General features: G+C 51.7%; 18 protein-coding genes and 4 pseudogenes. 10 read left to right on the forward strand and 12 right to left on the reverse strand.

The annotated features are described in order from the left end of the window. Positions 1-18: 18 nt before the first annotated feature. The 4 genes from FLP30_RS12770 (at position 19) to FLP30_RS12785 (ending at position 5,513) form a co-directional block, all read left to right on the forward strand. On the forward strand, positions 19-1,662 hold the full coding sequence (locus tag FLP30_RS12770) for a GMC family oxidoreductase (protein ID WP_149280525.1): 1,644 nt from the start codon (positions 19-21) through the stop codon (positions 1,660-1,662). Next, positions 1,655-3,076 carry a c-type cytochrome gene (locus FLP30_RS12775; RefSeq protein WP_149280415.1) on the forward strand — a complete coding sequence of 474 codons (1,422 nt, stop codon included), beginning with the start codon at positions 1,655-1,657 and terminating at the stop codon, positions 3,074-3,076. Before FLP30_RS12770 ends, FLP30_RS12775 begins: the two co-directional genes overlap by 8 nt. Positions 3,077-3,100: 24 nt before the next feature. After that, the gene (locus FLP30_RS12780; protein WP_246856669.1) at positions 3,101-3,655 is read left to right on the forward strand and encodes a lipocalin-like domain-containing protein; all 555 of its coding nucleotides are present in this window, start codon (positions 3,101-3,103) and stop codon (positions 3,653-3,655) included. Between the two features lie 64 nt (positions 3,656-3,719). Then, the gene (locus FLP30_RS12785) at positions 3,720-5,513 is read left to right on the forward strand and encodes an NAD-dependent malic enzyme (protein WP_149280527.1); all 1,794 of its coding nucleotides are present in this window, start codon (positions 3,720-3,722) and stop codon (positions 5,511-5,513) included. A 591-nt stretch (positions 5,514-6,104) separates the two neighbouring features. Here the strand turns inward: FLP30_RS12785 and FLP30_RS14295 are convergent. Continuing rightward, positions 6,105-6,213, reverse strand: a pseudogene (locus FLP30_RS14295) (transposase); the annotation flags it as partial. A gap of 41 nt (positions 6,214-6,254) precedes the next feature. Further along, on the reverse strand, positions 6,255-6,449 hold the full coding sequence (locus tag FLP30_RS14300; protein ID WP_246856670.1) for a hypothetical protein: 195 nt from the start codon (positions 6,447-6,449) through the stop codon (positions 6,255-6,257). A gap of 401 nt (positions 6,450-6,850) precedes the next feature. Here FLP30_RS14300 and FLP30_RS12795 point away from each other — a divergent pair, with 401 nt between their 5' ends. After that, positions 6,851-7,786, forward strand: coding sequence for an AEC family transporter (locus FLP30_RS12795; RefSeq protein ID WP_149280416.1), 936 nt, complete (start codon positions 6,851-6,853; stop codon positions 7,784-7,786). Between the two features lie 88 nt (positions 7,787-7,874). Here the strand turns inward: FLP30_RS12795 and FLP30_RS12800 are convergent. The 3 genes and pseudogenes from FLP30_RS12800 to FLP30_RS12810 all read right to left on the reverse strand — a co-directional run. Further along, positions 7,875-8,638, reverse strand: a protein-coding gene (locus tag FLP30_RS12800; RefSeq protein ID WP_149280417.1) for an IS5 family transposase whose coding sequence is annotated in 2 segments (ribosomal slippage) — positions 7,875-8,305 and positions 8,305-8,638 — 765 coding nt in all. Because the reading frame shifts where the segments join, the coding sequence is not laid out codon by codon here. A gap of 192 nt (positions 8,639-8,830) precedes the next feature. Further along, positions 8,831-10,074: pseudogene (locus FLP30_RS12805) on the reverse strand (IS701 family transposase). 73 nt (positions 10,075-10,147) lie between these two features. Next, positions 10,148-10,619 (reverse strand): annotated as a pseudogene (locus FLP30_RS12810) (transposase); the annotation flags it as partial. Between the two features lie 224 nt (positions 10,620-10,843). Here FLP30_RS12810 and FLP30_RS12815 point away from each other — a divergent pair. Together FLP30_RS12815 and FLP30_RS12820 are read left to right on the forward strand one after the other, a co-directional pair. Continuing rightward, a complete protein-coding gene (locus tag FLP30_RS12815) occupies positions 10,844-11,215 on the forward strand; it encodes a hypothetical protein (protein WP_149280418.1) in 372 nt (123 codons plus the stop codon). Between the two features lie 59 nt (positions 11,216-11,274). After that, positions 11,275-12,518 (forward strand): annotated as a pseudogene (locus FLP30_RS12820) (IS701 family transposase). Between the two features lie 123 nt (positions 12,519-12,641). On the opposite strand, the gene FLP30_RS12825 reads toward FLP30_RS12820, so the two are convergent. Together FLP30_RS12825 and FLP30_RS12830 are read right to left on the reverse strand one after the other, a co-directional pair. Beyond that, the gene (locus FLP30_RS12825) at positions 12,642-13,436 is read right to left on the reverse strand and encodes an EAL domain-containing protein (protein ID WP_149280419.1); all 795 of its coding nucleotides are present in this window, start codon (positions 13,434-13,436) and stop codon (positions 12,642-12,644) included. 229 nt (positions 13,437-13,665) lie between these two features. Then, positions 13,666-15,075, reverse strand: a complete 1,410-nt coding sequence (locus FLP30_RS12830) for a methyl-accepting chemotaxis protein (protein ID WP_149280420.1) — start codon at positions 15,073-15,075, stop codon at positions 13,666-13,668. Positions 15,076-15,683: 608 nt separating this feature from the next. On the opposite strand from FLP30_RS12830, the gene FLP30_RS12835 reads away from it, so the two are divergent. Then, complete coding sequence (locus FLP30_RS12835; RefSeq protein ID WP_149280421.1) at positions 15,684-15,959, forward strand: type II toxin-antitoxin system Phd/YefM family antitoxin; 276 nt, start codon at positions 15,684-15,686, stop codon at positions 15,957-15,959. Then, positions 15,956-16,225: a Txe/YoeB family addiction module toxin gene (locus FLP30_RS12840; RefSeq protein ID WP_149280422.1), complete on the forward strand. Its 270-nt coding sequence runs from the start codon at positions 15,956-15,958 to the stop codon at positions 16,223-16,225. The genes FLP30_RS12835 and FLP30_RS12840 overlap by 4 nt, the downstream gene beginning before the upstream one ends. Before the next feature lie 319 nt (positions 16,226-16,544). On the opposite strand, the gene FLP30_RS12845 is transcribed toward FLP30_RS12840, so the two are convergent. From FLP30_RS12845 to FLP30_RS12865, 5 genes are all read right to left on the reverse strand, one after another. Further along, positions 16,545-16,859, reverse strand: a complete 315-nt coding sequence (locus tag FLP30_RS12845; RefSeq protein WP_149280423.1) for a hypothetical protein — start codon at positions 16,857-16,859, stop codon at positions 16,545-16,547. Between the two features lie 32 nt (positions 16,860-16,891). After that, positions 16,892-20,071, reverse strand: coding sequence for a MobF family relaxase (gene mobF, locus FLP30_RS12850; RefSeq protein ID WP_149280424.1), 3,180 nt, complete (start codon positions 20,069-20,071; stop codon positions 16,892-16,894). Beyond that, on the reverse strand, positions 20,068-20,337 hold the full coding sequence (locus tag FLP30_RS12855; protein ID WP_149280425.1) for a hypothetical protein: 270 nt from the start codon (positions 20,335-20,337) through the stop codon (positions 20,068-20,070). The genes mobF and FLP30_RS12855 overlap by 4 nt, the downstream gene beginning before the upstream one ends. 83 nt (positions 20,338-20,420) lie before the next feature. Next, positions 20,421-20,792 (reverse strand): type II toxin-antitoxin system death-on-curing family toxin, encoded by a 372-nt coding sequence (locus tag FLP30_RS12860; protein WP_149280426.1) that lies wholly within the window; start codon positions 20,790-20,792, stop codon positions 20,421-20,423. Further along, positions 20,789-21,019, reverse strand: a complete 231-nt coding sequence (locus FLP30_RS12865) for a hypothetical protein (RefSeq protein WP_149280427.1) — start codon at positions 21,017-21,019, stop codon at positions 20,789-20,791. Before FLP30_RS12865 ends, FLP30_RS12860 begins: the two co-directional genes overlap by 4 nt. Before the next feature lie 348 nt (positions 21,020-21,367). On the opposite strand from FLP30_RS12865, the gene FLP30_RS12870 reads away from it, so the two are divergent. After that, the gene (locus FLP30_RS12870; RefSeq protein WP_149280428.1) at positions 21,368-22,279 is read left to right on the forward strand and encodes a hypothetical protein; all 912 of its coding nucleotides are present in this window, start codon (positions 21,368-21,370) and stop codon (positions 22,277-22,279) included. The last annotated feature ends 25 nt before the right edge of the window (positions 22,280-22,304 follow it).

Below are 22,304 nucleotides of genomic sequence, written 5' to 3' on the forward strand. Positions count from 1 at the left end.
TTCTCTGGAGAATTATTTATGCCCTCCACTCTCAACAGTGATGTCGTCATCGTCGGGACTGGCGTCGTCGGCTGCCTGATAGCAGAACAGGCCCTTGATGCCGGGCTCTCCGTGCTCATGCTCGAGGCAGGCCCCCGTGTCAGTCGCGATACAATAGTTGAAAACTATCGTAACCTCCCCCCCACACTACGCAACCACTGGAACGCCCCGTATCCCCCCAAACCGTGGGCGCCGCACCTTGAAACACGCACTCCCACTGAGGCCTCGTCGTATCTTGACCTGACCGGGCCTAATGCCAAAGCCTATGAGCAGGGTTACGTGCGTTATGCTGGCGGTGCCACCTGGCACTGGGCTGGTATCTGCTGGCGTATGACGCCCGCTGATCTGCGCCTTAAAAGCCTCTATGGTGTGGGGCGCGACTGGGCTTTTAGCTATGATGTGCTTGAGCCCTACTATACACGAGCAGAGTGTGCGATTGGTGTCTGCGGCCCCGGTGACCCTGCCCTGCAATGGCCGCCGCGCACTGCGCGTTCACGCCCCTACCCGATGGGACCCATTCCCTTTGGCCCGGGCGAGCAACGGCTGACCGATGTTGCCGCAACTCTTGGCATGCAGAACCTTCCCGCCCCGCAAGCACGCAATAGTGGCGTTTCGTTTGATGGACGCCCTCCCTGCTGTGGAAATAATAATTGCTTTCCAGTCTGCCCGATCGCCGCAAAATATGATGCCGCAACCGCCTTGCCCCGCATCGAGGCAAAAGGAGGCAGAATCATCACGAATGCTGTCGCCTATCATGTAGAAACAAATTCCCGAAAAAAGGTCGAGGCTGTTCACTACTACGACCCGAACAGAACCTCATATTCCGTTTCAGGCAAGATCTTTGTGCTGGCGTGTAATGGCATAGAAACGCCCAAACTCCTCCTTTTATCCACTGATGACAAAAATCCCCGTGGGGTCGCCAATAGTTCAGATCAGGTTGGCCGCAACATGATGGATCAGCCAAAGCTGATCGCAGATATTGAAATGTCGGAACCGCTCTGGACCGGGGTAGGTCCTGTTCAGAGCAGCAGTATCATGAACACCAGTCAGGGTGATTTCCGACGTGAATATGCCGGTGCCATGTTCCGTATGGAAAACATGGCGCGAAGCACACTCGGTGGCTTGGCCGCTCTGGAAAAAGGTCTCTACGGAAAAGCCCTTGATCAGGAAATTCGTCGCCTTTCAGCCTGCACAGCTCGCCTGACCGTTGAGCACGAACCTCTCCCTCTCCCCTTCAACCGCCTGACCCTGTCAGACAAAAAGGATTGGCTCGGCCTGAACCGTCCACGCATCTATTACGATGTAGGCGACTATGTACGCAGGAGTGCTGAAAACTATACGGTTCCCCTTCTTAAAAAACTGGCAACTGCACTCGGCGCGACAGATATCAAGATTTCACCTGAATTCTTGCACAGCGATCATATCATGGGTGGCACGATCATGGGCAATGATCCGAGCAACTCAGTCGTGGATGCAGATTGCCGTGCGCATGATCACGATAATCTCTTCCTTCCTGGTGGTGGCGCAATGACAACCGGCGGCAGCGGGAACAGCACAATAACCATGGCCGCACTGGCGCTTAAAGCCGCAGATGCAATCGTCGGGCAACTGAAACATGCTTAGAATGTTCCATACCAGATTAGTCTCCAAGGTTTCATTTCTTGCAGCCTTGGCCGGATCGATATTCCTGTACAGCGCTGCTTCAGCCGAAAATGCCAGCGTTACGGATCAGGGTGCCTACATAGCCGTCGCATCGGACTGCGTCGCCTGCCATACCGCACCTGGCAGCAAGCCGTTTGCCGGTGGCCTGGCCATGAAAACACCCCTGGGCACGATATACTCAACTAACATCACGCCATCAAAAACATATGGTATCGGGCAGTATAGTGAAGCAGATTTTTCCCGTGCTGTCCGCAAAGGTATACGTAAGGACGGAAGCAATCTCTATCCTGCAATGCCTTATACAGCATATTCTTATATGACAGATCAGGACATACATGACCTGTACCTGTATTTCATGAAATCTGTTCAGCCTGTCGAAAGCGCTCCGCCAAAAACGGCTCTTCCTTTTCCAATGAACATCCGCAGTTCAATGATGTTCTGGAATATACTTTTTCGTAACAACACAATTTTCCAGCCTGATCCGCAACACTCGGCAGAGTGGAACAGAGGGGCCTATCTTGCGCAGGGTCCGGCACATTGTGGAACTTGCCACACGCCGCGTGGCTTTCTGATGCAGGAAGAAACCTCCAAAGCCCTCGGGGGCGCGAGCCTTGGTTCGTGGTATGCTCCCAATATCACCTCGGACAAAATCAGTGGCATAGGAAGCTGGTCGCAGGATTCAATCAAGACCTACCTGAAATCAGGCCATATAGACGGTCTGGCACAGGCGGCTGGAGGTATGGGTGAAGCCGTCGAACACAGTTTCCAGCACCTGACAGAGGCCGACCTGAACGCCCTGACGACATACCTTGTATCAACGCAGCCAGTGCGTGACCCTGCTGATGGAAATCTTTCACGCTTCGCTCTTGGACTGCCGGTCTCCAGCGCAGACCGTGTCAGAGGTGATCAACCCATTCGATCGGAAGATAATCCCGATATTTCGGGTGCGGAACTGTTTATGGGAAATTGCGCATCCTGCCATAATTACAAGGCACAGGGCAGCCGCGATGGATATTACCCATCACTATGGCACAACTCCGTTACAGGGGCCTCCAATCCGGATAATCTGATCGCAACCATCCTTTTTGGTGTTGATCGTCATGTTTCTGGCTCTGAAGCATTTATGCCCGGTTTTGGAGGAAAGAAAACTGACGCCGTACAACTCAGCGATGAGGAAATAGCCAAACTCACAAAATATGTTTTTGATACATATGGCAGGCCTCAAGTTTCTGTATCGCCAGCACAAGTCGCCACGATACGCCAGGGCGGTCCAAAATCGCCGCTACTTACACTTAGCCGTTTTGGCATGATGGGAGGGGGCTTAATCATAGCGTTTGCATGTTTCTGGGGCTTCATCAGACGCTACCGGAAATAAGAGAATAACGAAGGAGTTAATCTTATGTTCATAAAACAATCATCTATGTGGTTTAAATCTGCATTTGGCGTCTGTGCTCTCAGTGTATTGGCGACCACGGCTCCCGTATACGCGCAGGATACAAAAGAAGCATCGCCGATATCCGTCGAAACTGCCAATCTAAAAAAAAATATCGTTGGTGTGTGGGGGCTTGTTTCTTACAAAGTGGAAGATAAAGAAACGGGTAAAATGATTGATGCGATGGGTTCATCTCCCCGTGGTCGTGTTATTTTCACGCCCAATGGATGGGTTGCTTTCAATCTTGAAGGAAGCGACCGGCAGCCGGCAAAAACGGACGAAGACCGCGCCCATCTGATGAAAACCCTTGTCGCGTATATTGGTCGTTACAGAGTTGAAGGCAACCAGTGGATTACCAGCGTGCAGACAGCCTGGGCGCCAGAGTGGGTCGGGACAGAGCAGAGACGCACTATCGAAATTGATGGCGACTTCGCCGATGTTATTACGCCATGGCGTAAAATGCCGAACTGGGACTCTGGTAAGCTATCTCGTAGCATCATTCGATTTAAAAGGATTGAATGATCTGGATCGTTGCTGATCTCGAAATTGCAGCGTCATGACAATCGAACCAGTCGAGGAAAGAGAAATGTTCAGCAGACAGGCAAAGATCACTGGCACAGGAAAAGCGAGAAAAATCGAGACAAGTGCCAGAGGTTATGATGTTTTGCGTGATCCCGCGCTCAATAAAGGCACAGCCTTTACACAGGATGAGCGGGATTCTCTCGAGCTGAACGGGTTGTTACCACCAATCATAACAAATGAACTGGAACCCCAGTTAACCCGCGCCCTTGCTGCTTACCGTAAAGCACCAAGTGATCTCGATAAACACATTTACATGTGGAGACTCCATGATAACAATGTGACGCTGTTTTACGCTTTGCTTCAGCGTCATCTCATGGAAATGCTACCTGTCGTGTATGATCCTGTCGTTGGTCAGGCTATTGAGCAGTATAGTGAAGTGATAACGCGCCCACGAGGTGTTTTTCTCAGCATTAACGAACCTGAGAAAATTGAGGGAAAACTGGCAGCTTTCGGTGCCAGCGCTAACGACATTGATCTTCTGGTTGCCAGTGATGCGGAAGAAATTCTTGGCATCGGCGACTGGGGGGCCAACGGGATTGATATTTCCATAGGCAAACTGGCCGTCTATACAGCCGCTGCAGGCGTTGACCCGCACCGCGTCATTCCGGTTGTCCTGGATGTTGGGACAAATAATGAAAAACTTCTCAACGACCCACTTTATATTGGCTATCAACACAGCCGCGTTGTCGGCAAGGTTTATGACGACTTCATCAACGCATATGTAACAGCCGCCAAAAAACTCTTTCCCAAAGCCATGCTGCACTGGGAAGACTTCGGCTCCACAAATGCCCGCCGTATTTTAAGTCGTTACCGTGACAAGGTTCCTACCTTTAACGACGATATGCAAGGCACCGGCGCCATTGTGCTGGGGGCGTTGCTGAATGCAGTTCAACGCAGTAACGCTCTCTGGTCTGATCAGCGCATTGTCATTTTAGGAGCCGGCACAGCCGGTGTCGGGATCGCCGATCAAATTCGTGACCAAATGGTGCGGCATGGTCTTTCACAGGATGAAGCGACCCGTCGCATCTGGCTTGTGGATTTGCCTGGCCTGCTGACCGACGACATGACGCACGGACTCCTTGACTTTCAGATCAGCTATGCCAGACCCACTTCTGAAGTTGAGTCATGGGATCGTACCTTAGCCGATACTCTGGCTGCCACCGAAACCAGATGGCCCGCAATGGCTGCCTTACGGCGTGAAAAAGCACTGAATGGCGGCATTATCGAACTGGCTGAAGTCGTCAAAAATGTGCACCCGACAATTCTGATCGGCACATCGACCACGCCTCATCTCTTTACCGAAGAATTGGTGAAGGATATGGCCGCGCATGTCGAGCGCCCTATTATTCTTCCACTATCCAATCCGACAAACTTACACGAAGCTACACCCACCCAACTGATTGAGTGGACAGAAGGCCGAGTGCTCGTCGCAACGGGTGCACCGTTTGACAATGTCGTCTATCAGGGCGTTTCATACTCAATCGGGCAGGCAAACAATGCTGCTCTTTATCCGGGCCTTGGCCTCGGGACAATCGTATCGCGGGCGCGTCAGGTTTCTGACGAAATGATCTTTGCAGCGGCACAAGCAGTTGCCAGTCAGGCAACAGATATAGCCCCAGGTGCAGCTCTGTTACCATCCAATGCAGATCTGCGTGCAACGTCTAGTGTTGTCGCTATAGAAGTTGCACGCAAAGCGCAGGAGCAGAATCTTACTCCGTTCGAAATCAAGGATGTGATTGAAGCCGTCAATGAATATCAGTGGTGGCCTATTTATACCACTGTGAATGCGATCAAATGAGACTTTTTGTTTAGTCTTACGGTTGCATTTTGTATTGTGAGTTAGCGCGAATAGCATTGACCTGATGTGTTCGTCGAAAGACGGACCATCTGAGGATGTGAGCGACAGACTGTCTGCCTTGTGCAAGTTTTGCGATGAGGCCCCTGATTTCCTGAATGGATCAGCGGACGACGATTATCATGTTCTACGTTATTTTTTCAGTTTTCGTGAATTTTCCTAATACCGCACACTTGCCCTGATGGCATAGGGCAGCATGACCAGAGAGACATACCGATGCCACCCATGCCAGGAACGTGTTTCGTTATAATCAAAGCCGAATTTGCTTTTGGCTGGCTCGAAACATTTTTCGATCCTACAGCGCATCCCTTTGACGTTCACCAGTTCCTTCATAGTGGTCCCTTTCGGGCGCCAAGTCATAAAACAGGCCAGATTTCCATCAGCGCTGTTGTTGCGGATAAGCAGGTCACGTGTCACAATTGAGGTCTGGAACAATCAAACTCCGCCGCATCAAGATCAGTAAGCGCAAGACATGCCCAGTTACAGAACTGCTCCACCTTTGTGCGCTTCCCACAGACAAACGAGACTAGGCCTGATTTGGCAGTTCGTGATCTTGCCTGCATATCCCGTATACTGCCGCGCCACACAGCAGGGTGCATAACCTTTCTTCAGAAAACCGGTCTCATCTGGGCAGAACGCTATCTTCAGTGATCAGATTGCTTGACCACTTGCTCCCTGACAACATCACTCTGCTTCAATACGCATCCAACCAATCTTGCGTGATTCATTGCCAATCGGAACGTTAAGATACCACAACACGCTGTTGCGTAAACAACGCGAGATCCGCTCCTTGGCTGTCCTAAGTCCAAACACCCACAAATCCAGCATATCTTCAATAGACCCAGCACCACTCATTATATCCTGAATCATGGTGCTCATAGATTCAGAATTCAACACAAAATTCAACTGTAATGCGAGTATAGCTTTACTGTAACCAGATAATAAAGTTCTTATAATTTTTAATTATTTATTTTACACTCGTAATATTTATATATTAATATTTTTATGAAATAAATTTACGAAAATACATTATGTAATTTATATTTTACTTTTAATTTTGAATGATACTGTTTTTAATTATCTTTATCCCATCAAATCCTAGCGCAGCGAAGGCGTTGGCGACCCTAGTAAGGCAAGAGCTATGAGAATTTTTTGAAACAATGTAGGGGCGATGAACGATGATTTCGTAGATTTAATTATTTACTCTAGTTGCAGTAAATACCTTTTACAAATTCTCGGTTTTTTGAAAAAATTAACCAATATACTTCTTGTGGGGCAGTATGTTAGAGACTATTTGTGGCGCAATATTTCCTATTGTTTTATCAATGGTTCTCGGTTACATTTCTGCCTCAGCGGGAATGTTTAATAGAGATCAAGCAACTGCTATGAACCGTATGGTTCTAAAGTTTGCATTGCCTTTAGACTTGTTTGTTGGAATATCAAGAATTGATCGTCAACAAATTTTAAATTCGCAAGCATTTGCAGCGGTTATCATAGGGTGGATGATCGTCAGCTTTTTATTAACGTATTGTTTGTCTCGATTTGTTTTCAATCGGACGGTGTCGTTAGCTACACTTCAGGCTCTTGCAGTTGGCAATCCATCAGTGCCTTTCGTAGGCTCTGCGGTGCTTGGTTTCCTGTTTGGTGGTAAGAGCGCACTGGCAGTGTCACTCGCCAGTATGACTATTAATGTTGTATTGATTCCAATAGTATTTTTTCTTCTAGCCGGTGATAATGAAGAAACAATGGGCGAGTCTGGAGGGTGGCTCGTGCATCTTAAACAAGCGTTTAAACAACCAGTTGTTTTAGCGCCACTGATTGCTTTTCTCTTGGTTTTATCAGGTGTACCTGTGCCAAAAATGATAAATACATCTTTTATCATGTTGGGGAAATCTACGGGTGGTGTTGCGATGTTTTCAGCAGGTATTCTTCTTTGTCTTATGCGTCCTATAATAAATAAAATGATTATAACATCGGTTTTAATAAGAAATATTGTATCTCCACTATGTGCTTGGGGATTGGCGTTGGCAGTGCACCTCCCGTCTTTTTACTTGAGAGAAGCCGTCCTTACATTCGCAATGCCTTCTGCATCTATAATTGTAATTCTCTCCAGTCAGATTAAAAAAGGCGAGCGAGAAGCCGCATCGACTGTTTTTTTATCAACAATTGTTGCTATTTTCACAATGGGAGCGCTGATTGCACTAACAGATCAATGATAAATATATCGAATTAATATTTATAGATTATTTTCCAATTATATCGGGACAATATCTTATAATGAGAGGGTTTTTCTAGGCTCAGGACTCATTTTTTGAGCCAGAAGATGAAGCTTGCAGCGATATGGATTGCGGACATGAAGGTATGAGCGCACCGGTCATATCGGGTCGCAACACGTCGCCAGTCCTTCAGCTTTGCGAACATGTTTTCGATCAGATGGCGCCTTTTATACAGATGCCAGTCGTAAGGTGGCTTTGATTTCCTGTTCTTCTTCGGCGGAATACAGGCGGTGATGTTCCGGTCTGCGAGAGACTGTCTGATTTTATTGCTGTCGTATCCCCGATCACCGATGACTTCCTCTGTCTCATCCGGCAGGTCCACCAGCAGAACATCAGCACCTTTGAAATCACTGACCTGTCCAGCAGTCAGATGAAGGCGGACAGGGCGTCCCTGTCCATCACATATGGCATGGAGTTTTGAGTTCAGGCCGCCTTTTGTGCGTCCGATATGGCGGGGAAAAGCCCCTTTTTAAGCAGGGACGCTGCCGTTCTATGCGCTTTGAGGTGTGTTGCATCAATCATCAGGCGCTTTGAACGGCCAGCCTGCTCTGTCAGCGCGACGAAGATCCGGTCGAAGACACCCAGGCGGCTCCACCGGATGAAGCGATTATACAAAGTCTTGTGCGGACCATACGCTTTCGGAGCGTCTTTCCACTGAAGACCGTTGCGGATCACATAAACAATCCCGCTCAGAACACGCCGGTCATCCACGCGTGGCACTCCGTGCGCCAGAGGGAAAAACGGCCTGATCCGTTCCATCTGGCGCTCGGACAGCAAAAACATGTCACTCACAGGCTTAACCTCCATCGATAAGCCTCTGAATCACAATGCCCTACTCAGTTCAATAAATTAATAGGTCCTGAGCCTAGCACTACAGTTGCATTTTGTGTCGTGAGTGAAAGCGCATAGCGTTGGCCTGATGTGTTCGTCGAAAGACGGACCATCTGAGGATATGGGCGACGGGTAGGCGGCGTTGTGCAAGCTTTACAACGATGCGCCTGATTTCCTGTATGGACCATCGGATAAGGATAATCGTCTTCTGCGTTGTGTTTTTTTCGGTTTCAGTGAGTTTGCCTGATACCGCACACTTGCCATGACGGCATAGGCAAGCATGACCAAAGAGACATGCCGATGCCAACCATGCCAGGAACGGGTTTCGTTATGATCGAGACCGAATTCGTTTTTGGCTGCTTCGAAACATTCTTCGATCCTCCAGCGCGTTCCTTCAACGTTCACGAGTTCCTGTATGGTCGTCCCTTTCGGACACCAAGTCGTAAAATAGGCGAGGTCTCCATCGACGATGGTCCGACGGATCAACAGGCCACGTGTCCATGATCCGGCAATAGGGCAGTCAAATTCTTCAGCATCCAGATCGGCAAGCGCAAGATATGCCCAGTCATACAGTCGCTCACCCTTTGTGCCGTGCCCCGCAGACAGGCGGTGCCAGTCATTCTCTGACAGAGCCGCCGCAATATCTCTTGCTTCTCCTGCAATCAGCGGGTCTGTTGCCCATGACCCGAACCAGTGATTGCCTTTGACGCCAAGGACATATCCTATTCCTGCCCGACGAAGTGTGCGTTCCACATCGCCGACGCCATACACGCTGTCTGCTGCGACCCAGCGGAAGGGCACGCCGACCTCGATACTGCGCTCGATCATCATCGAGGCCAACGCCGGTTTGGTTGCAAATACCACGTCATCGGGAACGTGGGTCTGCTGGAGGCGCTCACGGTTCGATGTCCAGTCTTGCGGGAGATACAGGGCGCGGTCAATAAAGGCATGGCCACGCGCCGAGACATAGGTGGCAAATACCCCAATCTGGCAGTTCGTGATCTTGCCGGCAGATCCCGTATACTGCCGCCCGACACTGCATGACCTTTCTTCAGAAAACCGGTCTCATCAATCACCAGTACACCATCTTCAGTGCCCAGATGCTCGATCACATATTCCCTCACGACATCACGAAGAGCATCGGCATCCCAGCGCCCGCGCCCCAAAAGTGCCTGCTGCCGCCAGGAACCGGGATCTCCTGCGGCTTCTGCCCGCATCCAACCTGTCTTGCGTGGATCATTGCCAATTAAAACATCAAGGAAAGAACACGCTGAATCCGCGACACGCTTTTGCGTAAACAGTGGAGCAATCCGCTCCTTGGCTGATCGAAGCGAACGCACCCATAATTCCAGCGTCTCTTCAACAGACGCACCACCAGTCATCATATCCTGAATCATGGTTATTCATAGAGTCAGAACTCAACACAATATGCAACTGTAGTGCTAGGGCCAGGGGCAGTTCATGAGCCTATCCGGGGGCCAAAGCAAAACCGAAGGCTTTCCCATGTCCATCAGCGATCACGCAGACTTTTGTGCCACAACCGCCGCGAGAGCGGCCAAGAGCTTCACGATGGTCTCGTTCTTCGAAAGAGGCTCCTTTTTGTGAGCTCCCGCCGCTTTGTGATGAGCCTTGATGTTCGTGCCATCCAGAAAAGTCATTCCGAACGCCACTTCGTATTGGTCCTGAACCCGTCCGAGCAGGCGCTCCCATACACAGAGTTTCGCCCGGCAGATGAAAAGCTGTGCCGCCCGCCACCACGGACCCAGTTCAGTGGGGATACCCGCCATTTCGCACCACTCACATGACGCCAGAAAATCGCTGCTATCGTGCGCCGCAGATCATAGGGCAGCGTCTTGCTTCGTGGGTAAACCGCCTCAATCAAATGTTCCCAGATCGCCCATGTCTCGTCCGTAAAAGTGCCTGTTCCGTTTCCTTCTTCCATCCCTACAATATAGAAAGAGTTTCAAGATCTAACAGATTTTAAACTTCGTAAACCAAAATCAAATACAACGAATATGAGAAATCCAAAGAGCCCAGAACATAAAGCGAGAATGGCAGAAGCTGCTCGTCAGAGGTGGGCTAAGACACGAGGACTCCATAAGGCTGGGGATTGACGGATAGGCTATACGAAATAGCTTTAGTCTATCATTGGATTCGGAGATAAAGATGAAAATTGTAACTCTAGCCCATATTACCTTAAACCGACCGGGTAGTCTTAGCAGAGGTGGGTTTCAGAGTGGTGTCAGCGATGGCTCACCCAGAGATCGTTCTGAAACGGTTATCCTAGAAGGCAATGAACAGGGTGATGTTCTCGAAGCCGTTAAGAAAATCGCTATACAGCATGGAGAGCATGAAGAACAATTGTCTCTTTTGAATGTATCGACACCCTATGGAACACCAGATGGAACGATATGTTTTTCTGAGAAACACCAACCTTACGGTGGGACGCAATTTGGCAGTCATTATTCGGTCTGTAAGGTCTTTCCTGCTTTAGAAGCGGGTGGTCGTTATTTCCGTCTCAATGAAGTTATATTTTGATATTTCTAAATTAGCACTACAGTTGCATTTTGTGTTGAGTTCTGACTCTATGAATAACCATGATTCAGGATATGATGACTGGTGGTGCGTCTGTTGAAGAGACGCTGGAATTATGGGTGCGTTCGCTTCGATCAGCCAAGGAGCGGATTGCTCCACTGTTTACGCAAAAGCGTGTCGCGGATTCAGCGTGTTCTTTCCTTGATGTTTTAATTGGCAATGATCCACGCAAGACAGGTTGGATGCGGGCAGAAGCCGCAGGAGATCCCGGTTCCTGGCGGCAGCAGGCACTTTTGGGGCGCGGGCGCTGGGATGCCGATGCTCTTCGTGATGTCGTGAGGGAATATGTGATCGAGCATCTGGGCACTGAAGATGGTGTACTGGTGATTGATGAGACCGGTTTTCTGAAGAAAGGTCATGCAGTGTCGGGCGGCAGTATACGGGATCTGCCGGCAAGATCACGAACTGCCAGATTGGGGTATTTGCCACCTATGTCTCGGCGCGTGGCCATGCCTTTATTGACCGCGCCCTGTATCTCCCGCAAGACTGGACATCGAACCGTGAGCGCCTCCAGCAGACCCACGTTCCCGATGACGTGGTATTTGCAACCAAACCGGCGTTGGCCTCGATGATGATCGAGCGCAGTATCGAGGTCGGCGTGCCCTTCCGCTGGGTCGCAGCAGACAGCGTGTATGGCGTCGGCGATGTGGAACGCACACTTCGTCGGGCAGGAATAGGATATGTCCTTGGCGTCAAAGGCAATCACTGGTTCGGGTCATGGGCAACAGACCCGCTGATTGCAGGAGAAGCAAGAGATATTGCGGCGGCTCTGTCAGAGAATGACTGGCACCGCCTGTCTGCGGGGCACGGCACAAAGGGTGAGCGACTGTATGACTGGGCATATCTTGCGCTTGCCGATCTGGATGCTGAAGAATTTGACTGCCCTATTGCCGGATCATGGACACGTGGCCTGTTGATCCGTCGGACCATCGTCGATGGAGACCTCGCCTATTTTACGACTTGGTGTCCGAAAGGGACGACCATACAGGAACTCGTGAACGTTGAAGGAACGCGCTGGAGGATCGAAGAATGTTTCGAAGCAGCCAAAAACGAATTCGGTCTCGATCATAACGAAACCCGTTCCTGGCATGGTTGGCATCGGCATGTCTCTTTGGTCATGCTTGCCTATGCCGTCATGGCAAGTGTGCGGTATCAGGCAAACTCACTGAAACCGAAAAAAACACAACGCAGAAGACGATTATCCTTATCCGATGGTCCATACAGGAAATCAGGCGCATCGTTGTAAAGCTTGCACAACGCCGCCTACCCGTCGCCCATATCCTCAGATGGTCCGTCTTTCGACGAACACATCAGGCCAACGCTATGCGCTTTCACTCACGACACAAAATGCAACTGTAGTGCTAATCGTTTATTCATGAGATTTGTTTGTATTATATCGCATATTCCAACTCTCGATGAGCTTATCAAGATTATCAAGACTAACTGCAGGAGAACAGAAAAATCCTTGAAAACGCCTGACTCCCATTCCTTTTAACTCGTAGAACGCATTCATTGTTTCCACGCCCTCAGCGTAGCAATAAATTTGCATCCTATTGCAGTAATATATAATGGCTTCTATCAATGCTTGTGTTTTAAGGTTGGACGAAAAATTTACCAACATACCTTTATCAATTTTTATTCCATAAAGATCTATATCAATAACCGGCAGTAACGTACTGTGTTCAGAGAAAAAATCATCAAGAGAAAATTTAAAGCCATAATTTATGAGGTTTTTTATTTTTAAAACAATGTTTTTGTTTACTTTCATTCTTTCTGAAATTTCAAAAATAATATTCTTTGGATTGCGTGGTTTTTTTTTAGAAATCTCTTTTAGACGATCCAAAAAAACCTTATTATTTATATCTATTTGAGACACGTTTATAGAAACACTATATCTCCCATTATATTTTTTTATGAATTTTTCAGCATAGTCAATACATAATGTAGTAACCTTTTTATGGAGATCATTCTCCGATAGAAGTGGCTGGAAATAATCTGGAGAAAATATCCGGCCACACCTACATTTAACTCGCATTAACTGCTCAAAACAGACGATATTTAAGAACTCATCTAGAACAGGTTGGAAATAAATTTCCACGAGATCCTTTTCGAAGAAATCACTATATTCCTGCTCTGTACAATTCCCACATGGAAAAACTATCATTAGGAGGCTCTTTCAATATAATAAGGAAGAAATTTACTATTGATCTTCCAATTACACATCAAATTACTCCAATATTTTTTGCAAGTTTTCACAGTACCATCCATGAGTATTTCTTTAAAATTCCTACATTCATTTCTATCAGCACAATAACTTTCCATGAAAGAGACTGCGTCCACATATGACATGAAACACAGTCTCTAAAGGTTTCGTTCTTAATATATAATATATATTAAGAACGATTTCCTAACAAATAAAAATGGGATTGAAGTTCAGGGTTCACAATCCTGTCTATATTGAAATGACCTACGACCTCTCTTAATGATTCTGCCTCTCGTGCAAGATTATGAACGGCTGCAGTGGTTTCTTCCACCATGGCTGCATTTTTCTGTGTGATTGCGTCCATTTCGTTCATCGTCATGTTAATTTCGTTCAAACCATTAGACTGCTCAATAGCTGATGATGAAACGCTTCCAATCAAATGCTCAAGATCTCTAATCTGGTTTGTAATGTCATGAATGCATTTCTCCGTATCTCCAACAAAACTGACTCCATTATTTATATCGGCATAAGACCGAGATATGAGATCTTGTATGTTTTTCGACTCATCTGCCGTGCGCTGAGCTAATGTCCTGATTTCGCTTGCAACAACCGAAAACCCACGTCCATGCTCACCCGCTCTGGCCGCTTCAACAGCCGCATTTAGAGCCAAAATATTTGTCTGGAAAGAAATTCCATTAATTGTTTCTATAATAGAGTTAATTTTCTCTGATGAAGACTCTATTTTTTTCATCGCTTCCATTGCATTAATAATACTTTCACGTGATTCTTCGACACTTTTTTTGGTCAAAAACGACGTATCTCGAGCATTTTTTGTTAATGATGCAATTTTATGCATGTTTTTATTGATAGACGAAACTGTTACCGTAGTCTGCTCAAGGCTGGAAGCCTGCTCTTCAGTACGTCGTGCAAGATCCTCAGTAGCAGTAGAAACTTCAGCTGAAGTGTTGCTTACAACAACTGTATTGCTGGCAATTTTCTGCATCGCCTCACTAATGGCACAAAGCCCGTCATTAAAGTCTTTCCTGATAGACTCATATTCTGGTGCAAAGGCTTGATCCAGTGTTGCAGTAAGATCACCTGTTTTTATGTCGTGTAAAACTCTACGAAAAGACTCCGTCATAAATTCTATATTTTTTTGATTTTTTATCTGTTGTTCCTGGGCAGCAAAATGCTCACACCTATCTTCCCAAACCACTGCAATTTCGTCATTTCCTTCAATATTGATGAGAAATATGGTCGCAAAAACAGGAAGTATATTGCCATCCATACGCACATGAACCCAATCAAATTGGATTGGTTTTCTGTATTTAAAGAGCCTTTCTATTATTTCTTGAGTGGCAATGTTTGATTTTTTTCCGTCAGGTTGAAACTCCGGCGAAAATTTTTCAACACTTAACCCTATAATCTGATCTCTATTCCCACGAACAAGATTAAGCATGGCTGTATTACAATCAGCTACCTTGCCATCTTTTAAATAAAAACAGCCACTTAAAGTGTGTTCGAATATTGACTCTGCAAGGATTTGATGTGCTGTCCTGACATCTTTTTGCTTTTTATTTTCACGACCTAAAAAAAACATAAAGCTACGCTATCCCCTTGAATTTTAAAATATTTTTCACAAACAGGCTGCTAATTCATTCTAATATATGAGTAATTGTATCCATGCAACACACAGCAGATAATTGCGACACTAAACGAGCCACTCTACGCGCTGCCCGCGTTATCATTAGCTAGAAAGGCTTTACATCACCAATATTAAAAAAATACTCATACCTGAAGATTTTAAAAACAAATTATTTTATCAATATTTTTTGCAATTTTATTTGAATTGTCTGGATATTCCATCAGTTAATAAGGAAGATTATTCCGCATGTAATCTCGTTTGATATGTGATTTTTTCTCCTTATTTCCGCTTCGGGTATAAGAAAAACGAAATCAGGACAAACCACGTAATAATAAAAGGTTTTTCGAAACATCTATCTGGACGAAAAATGATATTCAAAATGACATCCGCTCGAAAACACAATCTGATGCTCTCTCGTATCGACATCATGATCCTCAATGAATCGCTAATTGAATTAACATCTTCTTCGCCCGACGGAAGACACAAAAAAGCTAAGGAAGTAGAGATATAAAATACAAGACGTACAGAAAACCGTACGTTATGTTGCAGAAGGAGGATCAATCATGACCTGTGTTTCCTATACCGATCTGCGTCAAAATCTAGCTTACTATCTGGACGAAGCCGTCAACAGTCGTGCACCGATTATCGTGACCCGTAAAACCGGGAAAGGGGCCGTTGTGCTGATGTCGGAAGAAGAGTTTTCTGGCTGGCAGGAAACCGTGCATCTCCTGAGCAGCCCACACAACGCGGAGAGACTGTTACAGAGTATTCGTGACATGGAGTGCGGAGCAATGACAGAGCAGGATATTCTTGAGCCGCGGGATACACAATCAGCGTGAAGGTTTTTTTTCATGAGAATGGCTGGGAAGATTATCTTTCCTGGTTCCAGTCAGACACTGCGCTTCTTGGGAAAATAAATACCTTGATCGAAGATGTGCGACGACATCCATTTCAGGGTTTGGGCAAACCTGAGCCACTCAAGGGACAGTTAACCGGATGGTGGTCCCGACGGATTACGGGAGAACATCGTCTGGTTTACCGCGTCAGAGGCCATGCTGAAGATGATCAGCGTATTGAAGTTATCCAATGCCGTTTTCATTATTAAAAGTTAAATGCCACACATTAAGACAGGTTCAGCTCCCTATTGCAGGCGAGATATGTACATTAAAATGGCAATACTCTTACCCAACATGATATCTCTCCATAGAAGTGCACTCACCTGATATCGATGGTTCCCCCGCACTCCTGGAGGTAGCTATACAGTTCCATCGGTGATCAAAGACGTGGAGACACACCCTGACGGAGCAAATGTGTCGTAATAAAGACTTGTCCGTATATGCCGCCATCGTTCCCACCTTCCCATGCCCGATAGAGAACATAATGAGAACATGGTGGCGGAGAAATTTCAAGCGCTTTTCGGTCCCTCAGCGCCGCCAGCCTTTGAGACCCTGCCATGCCTCGCTCAGAACCGCCCCGGCAACAGCCTGGTCAGACACCGACCCACGCAGCGCAGGATGCGCCACAACCAGGCGGTAAAGGTCCTGCAAATCCGCAAGGCTCAACGTCTCGCGGGTCTCCACCTCAGCTTTCAGGGCCGCCAGAACCCGGGCGTTCAACACCGCATGCCGCTCCCGGAAAGCCGCATAGTCCTCGGCACTCTGCAGGCCTTCAGCCTCCCGCTCCGCCTCAACCAGAGGCATCAGGATCTGCAGCAGCGTCTCGCTCACTGTGCCTTTCATAGTCATCTCCCGTCTTCAGTCGGTCTGTTGCTCTATTGTCCCGGCGACACCGAAGGGCTCCGCCGATGGGTCCGTTCGCGCTCAGTCTTCACCTGAGCGGCCTCACCCTGCCCCTCAGCCTCCCGACTGCGCAACTGCTCCTCCACCAGCCTGCTGATCCTCTCCGCAACATTCTGGGTTTCATAGGCACGCTTGCGCATGGTGCGGCTGATGTCATCCCAGCACGTCCCCGGAATGGCGCGCAGCCCCTGGGTCGCCTTGCGCGCCCGCCACCCGCCACCGGGGGACTGCCCCGCCTGCACCATCGCCTCGGCCGTATGGCTCTGCCTGATCCAGCGTGCGGTCTCCGCCTCAAAGGCCAACCGCCGCTTCATGAGGTCAATCCCGACAGGTTTGTAGGGATGCCGCCCCAGATCAGCAGCAATCCGGTCCAGAAGATCCGCATGGGTGACCGGGGTCGTGTCCCCCAAAGGACGGGAGAACTGCTCGGCCTCACGCACGGGGGCCTCCGCAATCCGGGTCCAGCAGGTCTGCACATGGCGGCTTTCCGCCACATAGGCGGTAAAGCCGGTCATGGTCGCAGTGCCACGGGGCATGGCATTGATATGTTCATCCGAGGTAATCCCCTGGGCCGCGTCAATGGTCATGGCATGTCCAAAGCCCAGACGTGTGCGCCCGCTCGTCTGATCCGCCAGCCGCTCCCAGGGCACCAGCCCCTCAAGCCCCCGACTGTTCGTCAGCCGCAGTCCGGCCTCATCCCACCCCGCCACCGACACGATATCCCCGTTGGACCCCAGATGCCGCCAGCGCAGCCCGCGCGGGGTCTGCACCCGGACCTGCACACGATCAAACAGACGCACCCGATCCCCTACCGACAGCGGCAGGTCATAGACCTCTCCCCGTTGGTCAATCGCAGGGCGGATGATCTCGGCCTCACCAATCTCGCCCCGGGCGCGCAGGCGGCTGCGTACGGCCATGCTCAACGCCATGACGTCCTCGTTGGTCGGGGCCGACATCGTAATCCCCCGCCGAGACCCTGCAGCCGTCAGCATGTCGCGCCGCCTGAGATAGAAATCCGCAATCTCATCGACCACCTGGTCATGATCCCCCCCGATCAGGCGGAATGTCCCGTCCCTGCATTTCATGGCAATGGCTTCACGTGCCCGCTCGGCGTCCTTCTCGCGCTGCTCCGCCTCCGACAGCGCGGGATCGCGCCCCTGGCTGCGGAACAGCCCCGCGATGGCCCGCCCCCGGGCCGAGGCCTGCCGGATGGTGGACAGCAGTTCGGGGGCTGCCTCGGCGGGCAGGACACGTTTGAGGATGGCCAGACTGTCCCCGGCCTCAATCGCCTGCGCCTGTTCCCGGTCTCCCAGAAGCCGCATGGAAAATCCGATCGTCTCCTGCAATTCCAGCAGCCGCAGCATCTGGCGGGGGCCGATCTGGCTGACCTCGTCCAGCACCAGCACGGTCTGGCGAGTCAGCCCGTGCTCGCCGGTCTCAATGTCACGCAGCAGCTTCGCCAGTGCAAAACTCTGGCTGATCCCCGTATCGCGCAGGGCGTCGGCCTGCCGCCAGGCCACGGCCGCCCCGATGACCTGCCGCCCGTCCTCTTTCCAGGCCGAGACCAGCGGCGCCAGCAGGGCCGTCTTGCCCGCCCCCGCAACCCCGGTCAGAAAGCCCAGCCCCCCGGCCCGCCCCAGGGCGAAGATCGCTGCCTTCTGGGCCCGGCCATGATCAGGCTCGCGCTCAAAGTCCAGGGAGGATGCCGCAATGACCCGGGCAATCGCCGCATCCTCCAGACTGCCCGCCCGTGTGCGGGCCGACAGCCCGGCCAGCCGCCCCATCTCCTGCTCGACCCGGATCTGTTCACTGGTCGTGACCTGCACCCGCCCGTGCGCCACCCCCTGCAGAAAATGCACCCGCTCGCCCCGGATCTCGATCCCGCGTTCCAGAATCATCTCGGCCACCCGGTCGATATCCTGTGGCCCATCCAGCCCCGTCGCGATCAGCCCGTGCGCCGCATGCATCCGAAAGGCATCCCGGTCGATCACCGCCTGGGTTTCGAACTCCTCGGCCAGCAGCCGCGAGGCAATGGCGCAGGCCTGCTCGTAGCGCTGCCCGGGGTCCGTAGGCGCTGCCACCACATCCTCCAGAACACTGCGATGCGACCAGCCCAGAGCCCGGGCTTCCTCGCGCCAGATTTCCCGGTCATTGGTCCCGTCGTATTTCTTCGAGCGATAGGCCAGATTGGCCTGGTGCAGCACCTTGAACTTCTGCTCGGCCGAGAGCGTATCCCAGTTCCCGCCCTGTCGTTTAACGAACGCCTTGGCCTGCTGTTCCGCCTGTCGGCTGCGCTTGGAGAAGGCCTCGCAGACATCACGGGGGATGGCCTCAATGACGATGGCGCGACCGCGCTCATCCGGCCTGACACGCACCCCCATGCTGCGCAACTGCTGGCCCAGCTCGGCCTGGAAGTAGGCGCCGAACAGATGCGATGTCATCTTCGTCACCCGGGCCGTGTCCAGAGACCCCAGATGGCCGTCTTCCGTCGCAACGGCATTGAACACCGCATTATGGATATGGGCCTGTGGATCACCCGGCACGGGAATTTCCACCGAAGCGGTCGGCCCGTTGAGCCCATCCTGGATATGCATGGCCGGGCGGGCCGTATAATGCCGGAACGACACCCAGGCCACCTCCCCCGCCTCATGCTCCCCCTGACCGCCCTGCCCCCGGCGGGCCACGCCGATCTCGCGGCCAATCAGCGCCAGGGCACGGTCGTTGGCCTGCTGGATGGCGTGCCAGATCAGCGCCTGTTCGGCCGTAGTCGCGGCAAACTCGGCGGCCAGCGTCACGGACTTATCGGGGGAGGCCGTGAAGTCGATCCCCGAGATGGTCCTGTTGGCATGCGCCCCCGGCCAGTCCGCCCCATCCGAGGCGCGCTTGCACTCGAACAGCCGGATCAGTTCCTCATCCGTGGGAGGCCGGGAGATGTCCAGCCCCAGGGCATCCGCGATCAGCGGCCCGATATCGGGTGCCCAGGACCCCTGGCCATCCCGGCCGGTGAAATAGCTGTTCAGACGCCCACCGGCCTCTGCGGTCTGGCTGGCCGTGTGGTCCCCGACCGGACCGGGCCTGAGCTGATGCTCCCGCATATAGGCGACCAGAAGCCTGCCCACGCCGTTGGCCGAGAGCTTGCGATAGGTAATCATCCCTGGCGGTGCTCCTCAGGCGCGCACAGGCGGCCAAGGCTGGCCTCCACCCTCTGGAGCACCTCAGTCTGTTCGGCAACACACGCCGCCAGCTGCTGCAGGGCATCCGCGATCCGGTTGGCCTCATCGTCCTCGGCGGGCATCACCACCTCAAGGATCTTGTGCAGGAGATCGAGCGCCTGCTTCTGGCCGCTATCGAGCTGCGCCAGCCCCCTGGACAGCACGTTCGCAAGATCGGCGGATGACGCGGTTTTCTCTGTCGGCATTCCTCTGCTCACTTCCTGAATGGATGAAAGTGACCAGTCTCAGCCAACCCGTTGTGGGTGTGCTCAGCGCCGCACCCTGACCATCAGACCACGGTGTGTGCCCGCAGCCATGAGAAGAGATGTTCAAAGTCAAACGTGCCCGCCGCATGCAGGCCGAGGATGAACGTTTCGGTCTCCTGTGCCGTCGCCGTCCAGCGGGCACCATTGAGAGCCAGAAAGGTCCATGTCACGGCAAAAGCCGTGCGCTTGTTGCCATCAACAAAGGGATGGTTCTGTGACAGGCTCTCCCACAGGGCCGCCGCCTCGGAAAGCAGATCGGGATAGTAGCCGGTCTGGGGCCGAAACAGCGCAGCCTCCAGAAGGCCCGGGTCCCGTACTCCCAAAGACCCGCCATAGCGCATGATCTGGTCCTCGTGGATAGCCAGCACTTCCACAAGGGTCAGATAATCCGTCACTCAGCCAGCTTCCGGTAGAGCGGCGCAAACGTCTCATGGCTCGACTGGTAAAGCGCCATGACAGACGGACGCGGGCGCACCTGCCTGCGCTTTTCAATCAGGTCCACCAGTGCCTCATCGACCAGCGCCTGAAGCTGACGCCCTTCCTGCCGGGCCAGCTCCCGGATCGTCTCCAGCACCCTGGGATCAACCTGGGTCGCGAATTTTGCACGCTGTGGCGCGGCCATGGGACACCTCCTGTAACACTTCGCCGAGCGTATCATGATGGATCATGACAGTTCAAGAAACGCGAGAAACCCCTTCGTGCCGAGCGCCGCACAGCGGTCGCAACACGTGACAGCGCCTCTCCTTCTTCCGGATAGCCTGTGCCCCCGCAGGGGGCGCACCCGCAAGGGTGCATTTGTATATGGTCTTTTCTTAAAACATGTCCCGATTCTGTCCTCTTGTTATCGCGAAGCGAGGGCGAAGCCGAGGCGGAGCTATGTCAAAGTTGACTCGCAAAAGCGACGGGGGTAGCAAGAGCAAAGATCGGCACCACCGCCGTCTGCGGACCTGAGAGAGGGGGAGGACTGACAATGAGCGCAACCACGGCCCCCGATATCGGGCAGTTCCTCGACCTTGTCGGCGGAGCCTGGGAACATTCCGCACTGTTCCGCTTTCTGCGTGAGCACCATGATGCCATCCTGGAGCGTCAGAATGGCGAACGGATGAACTGGCGGGCTCTGTGTGCGTATTTCGGGCAGTGTGGTCTGACAAACGTAAAGGGCGAAGCCCCCAGCATCTCCTGTGCCCGCAAGACATGGTACCGTGTGCGCCGGAGCTTCAGCCTGCTGCGCGCACGCCTTGACGCAGAGGCGGCAGAACGCGAGGCCGTGCGCGAGCAGGCCCGGATTGACGCCCTGGCCCGCAAACAGGCACAGGCGGCAGAAAAAGCGGATATCCGCCAGAAAATGGCGCAGGCCGAGCAGGAATTTCAGGCCCGGCAACTGGCTCAGGCCAGACGGAACAGCCCCTCAGTGCTGTATCCCCAGGGCTATGAGACACCCGCGCCACTGGCGCAGCCCCCGGCTCCCGCCCGGCAGATTGCTGTGGCGACCCCGCCAGCCCAGGAAGCCCCGGTGGGGGCTGATGTGCCTGGCGTTCGGATTGGAGAAGTCGCGCATTTTGTGAAGATGAAGACACAGGCCCCGCGCTATGGGCATGAGCGTGACATTCCGCTGCCTCCGCCCTATGTCGGGCCACGGCCCGCAGGGATGCCCGAAGACCTCCCGCTTGAAGCCCTGATGCCTCTGGATGCCAGCGGTCGCGATGAAAACGGGAATTATGACTTCCTGCAGATGCCCGGTCTGCCCCGGCGGTCGTTCTATGACAACAAAAGGATCTGGGCGCTGGACTGTCTTCCCATGATCGAAGCTATCCCGCCTCGTGAACGCCCCCCTGCGCTAAAATCAATGCGTGTCTGGCTGACTATGGTTCTTGGACAGTAATCCGACGGGCAACAACCGCACCCAC

This window comes from Acetobacter vaccinii (genome assembly GCF_008365315.1).
In the GTDB taxonomy this organism is placed as follows: Bacteria; Pseudomonadota; Alphaproteobacteria; order Acetobacterales; family Acetobacteraceae; genus Acetobacter; species Acetobacter vaccinii.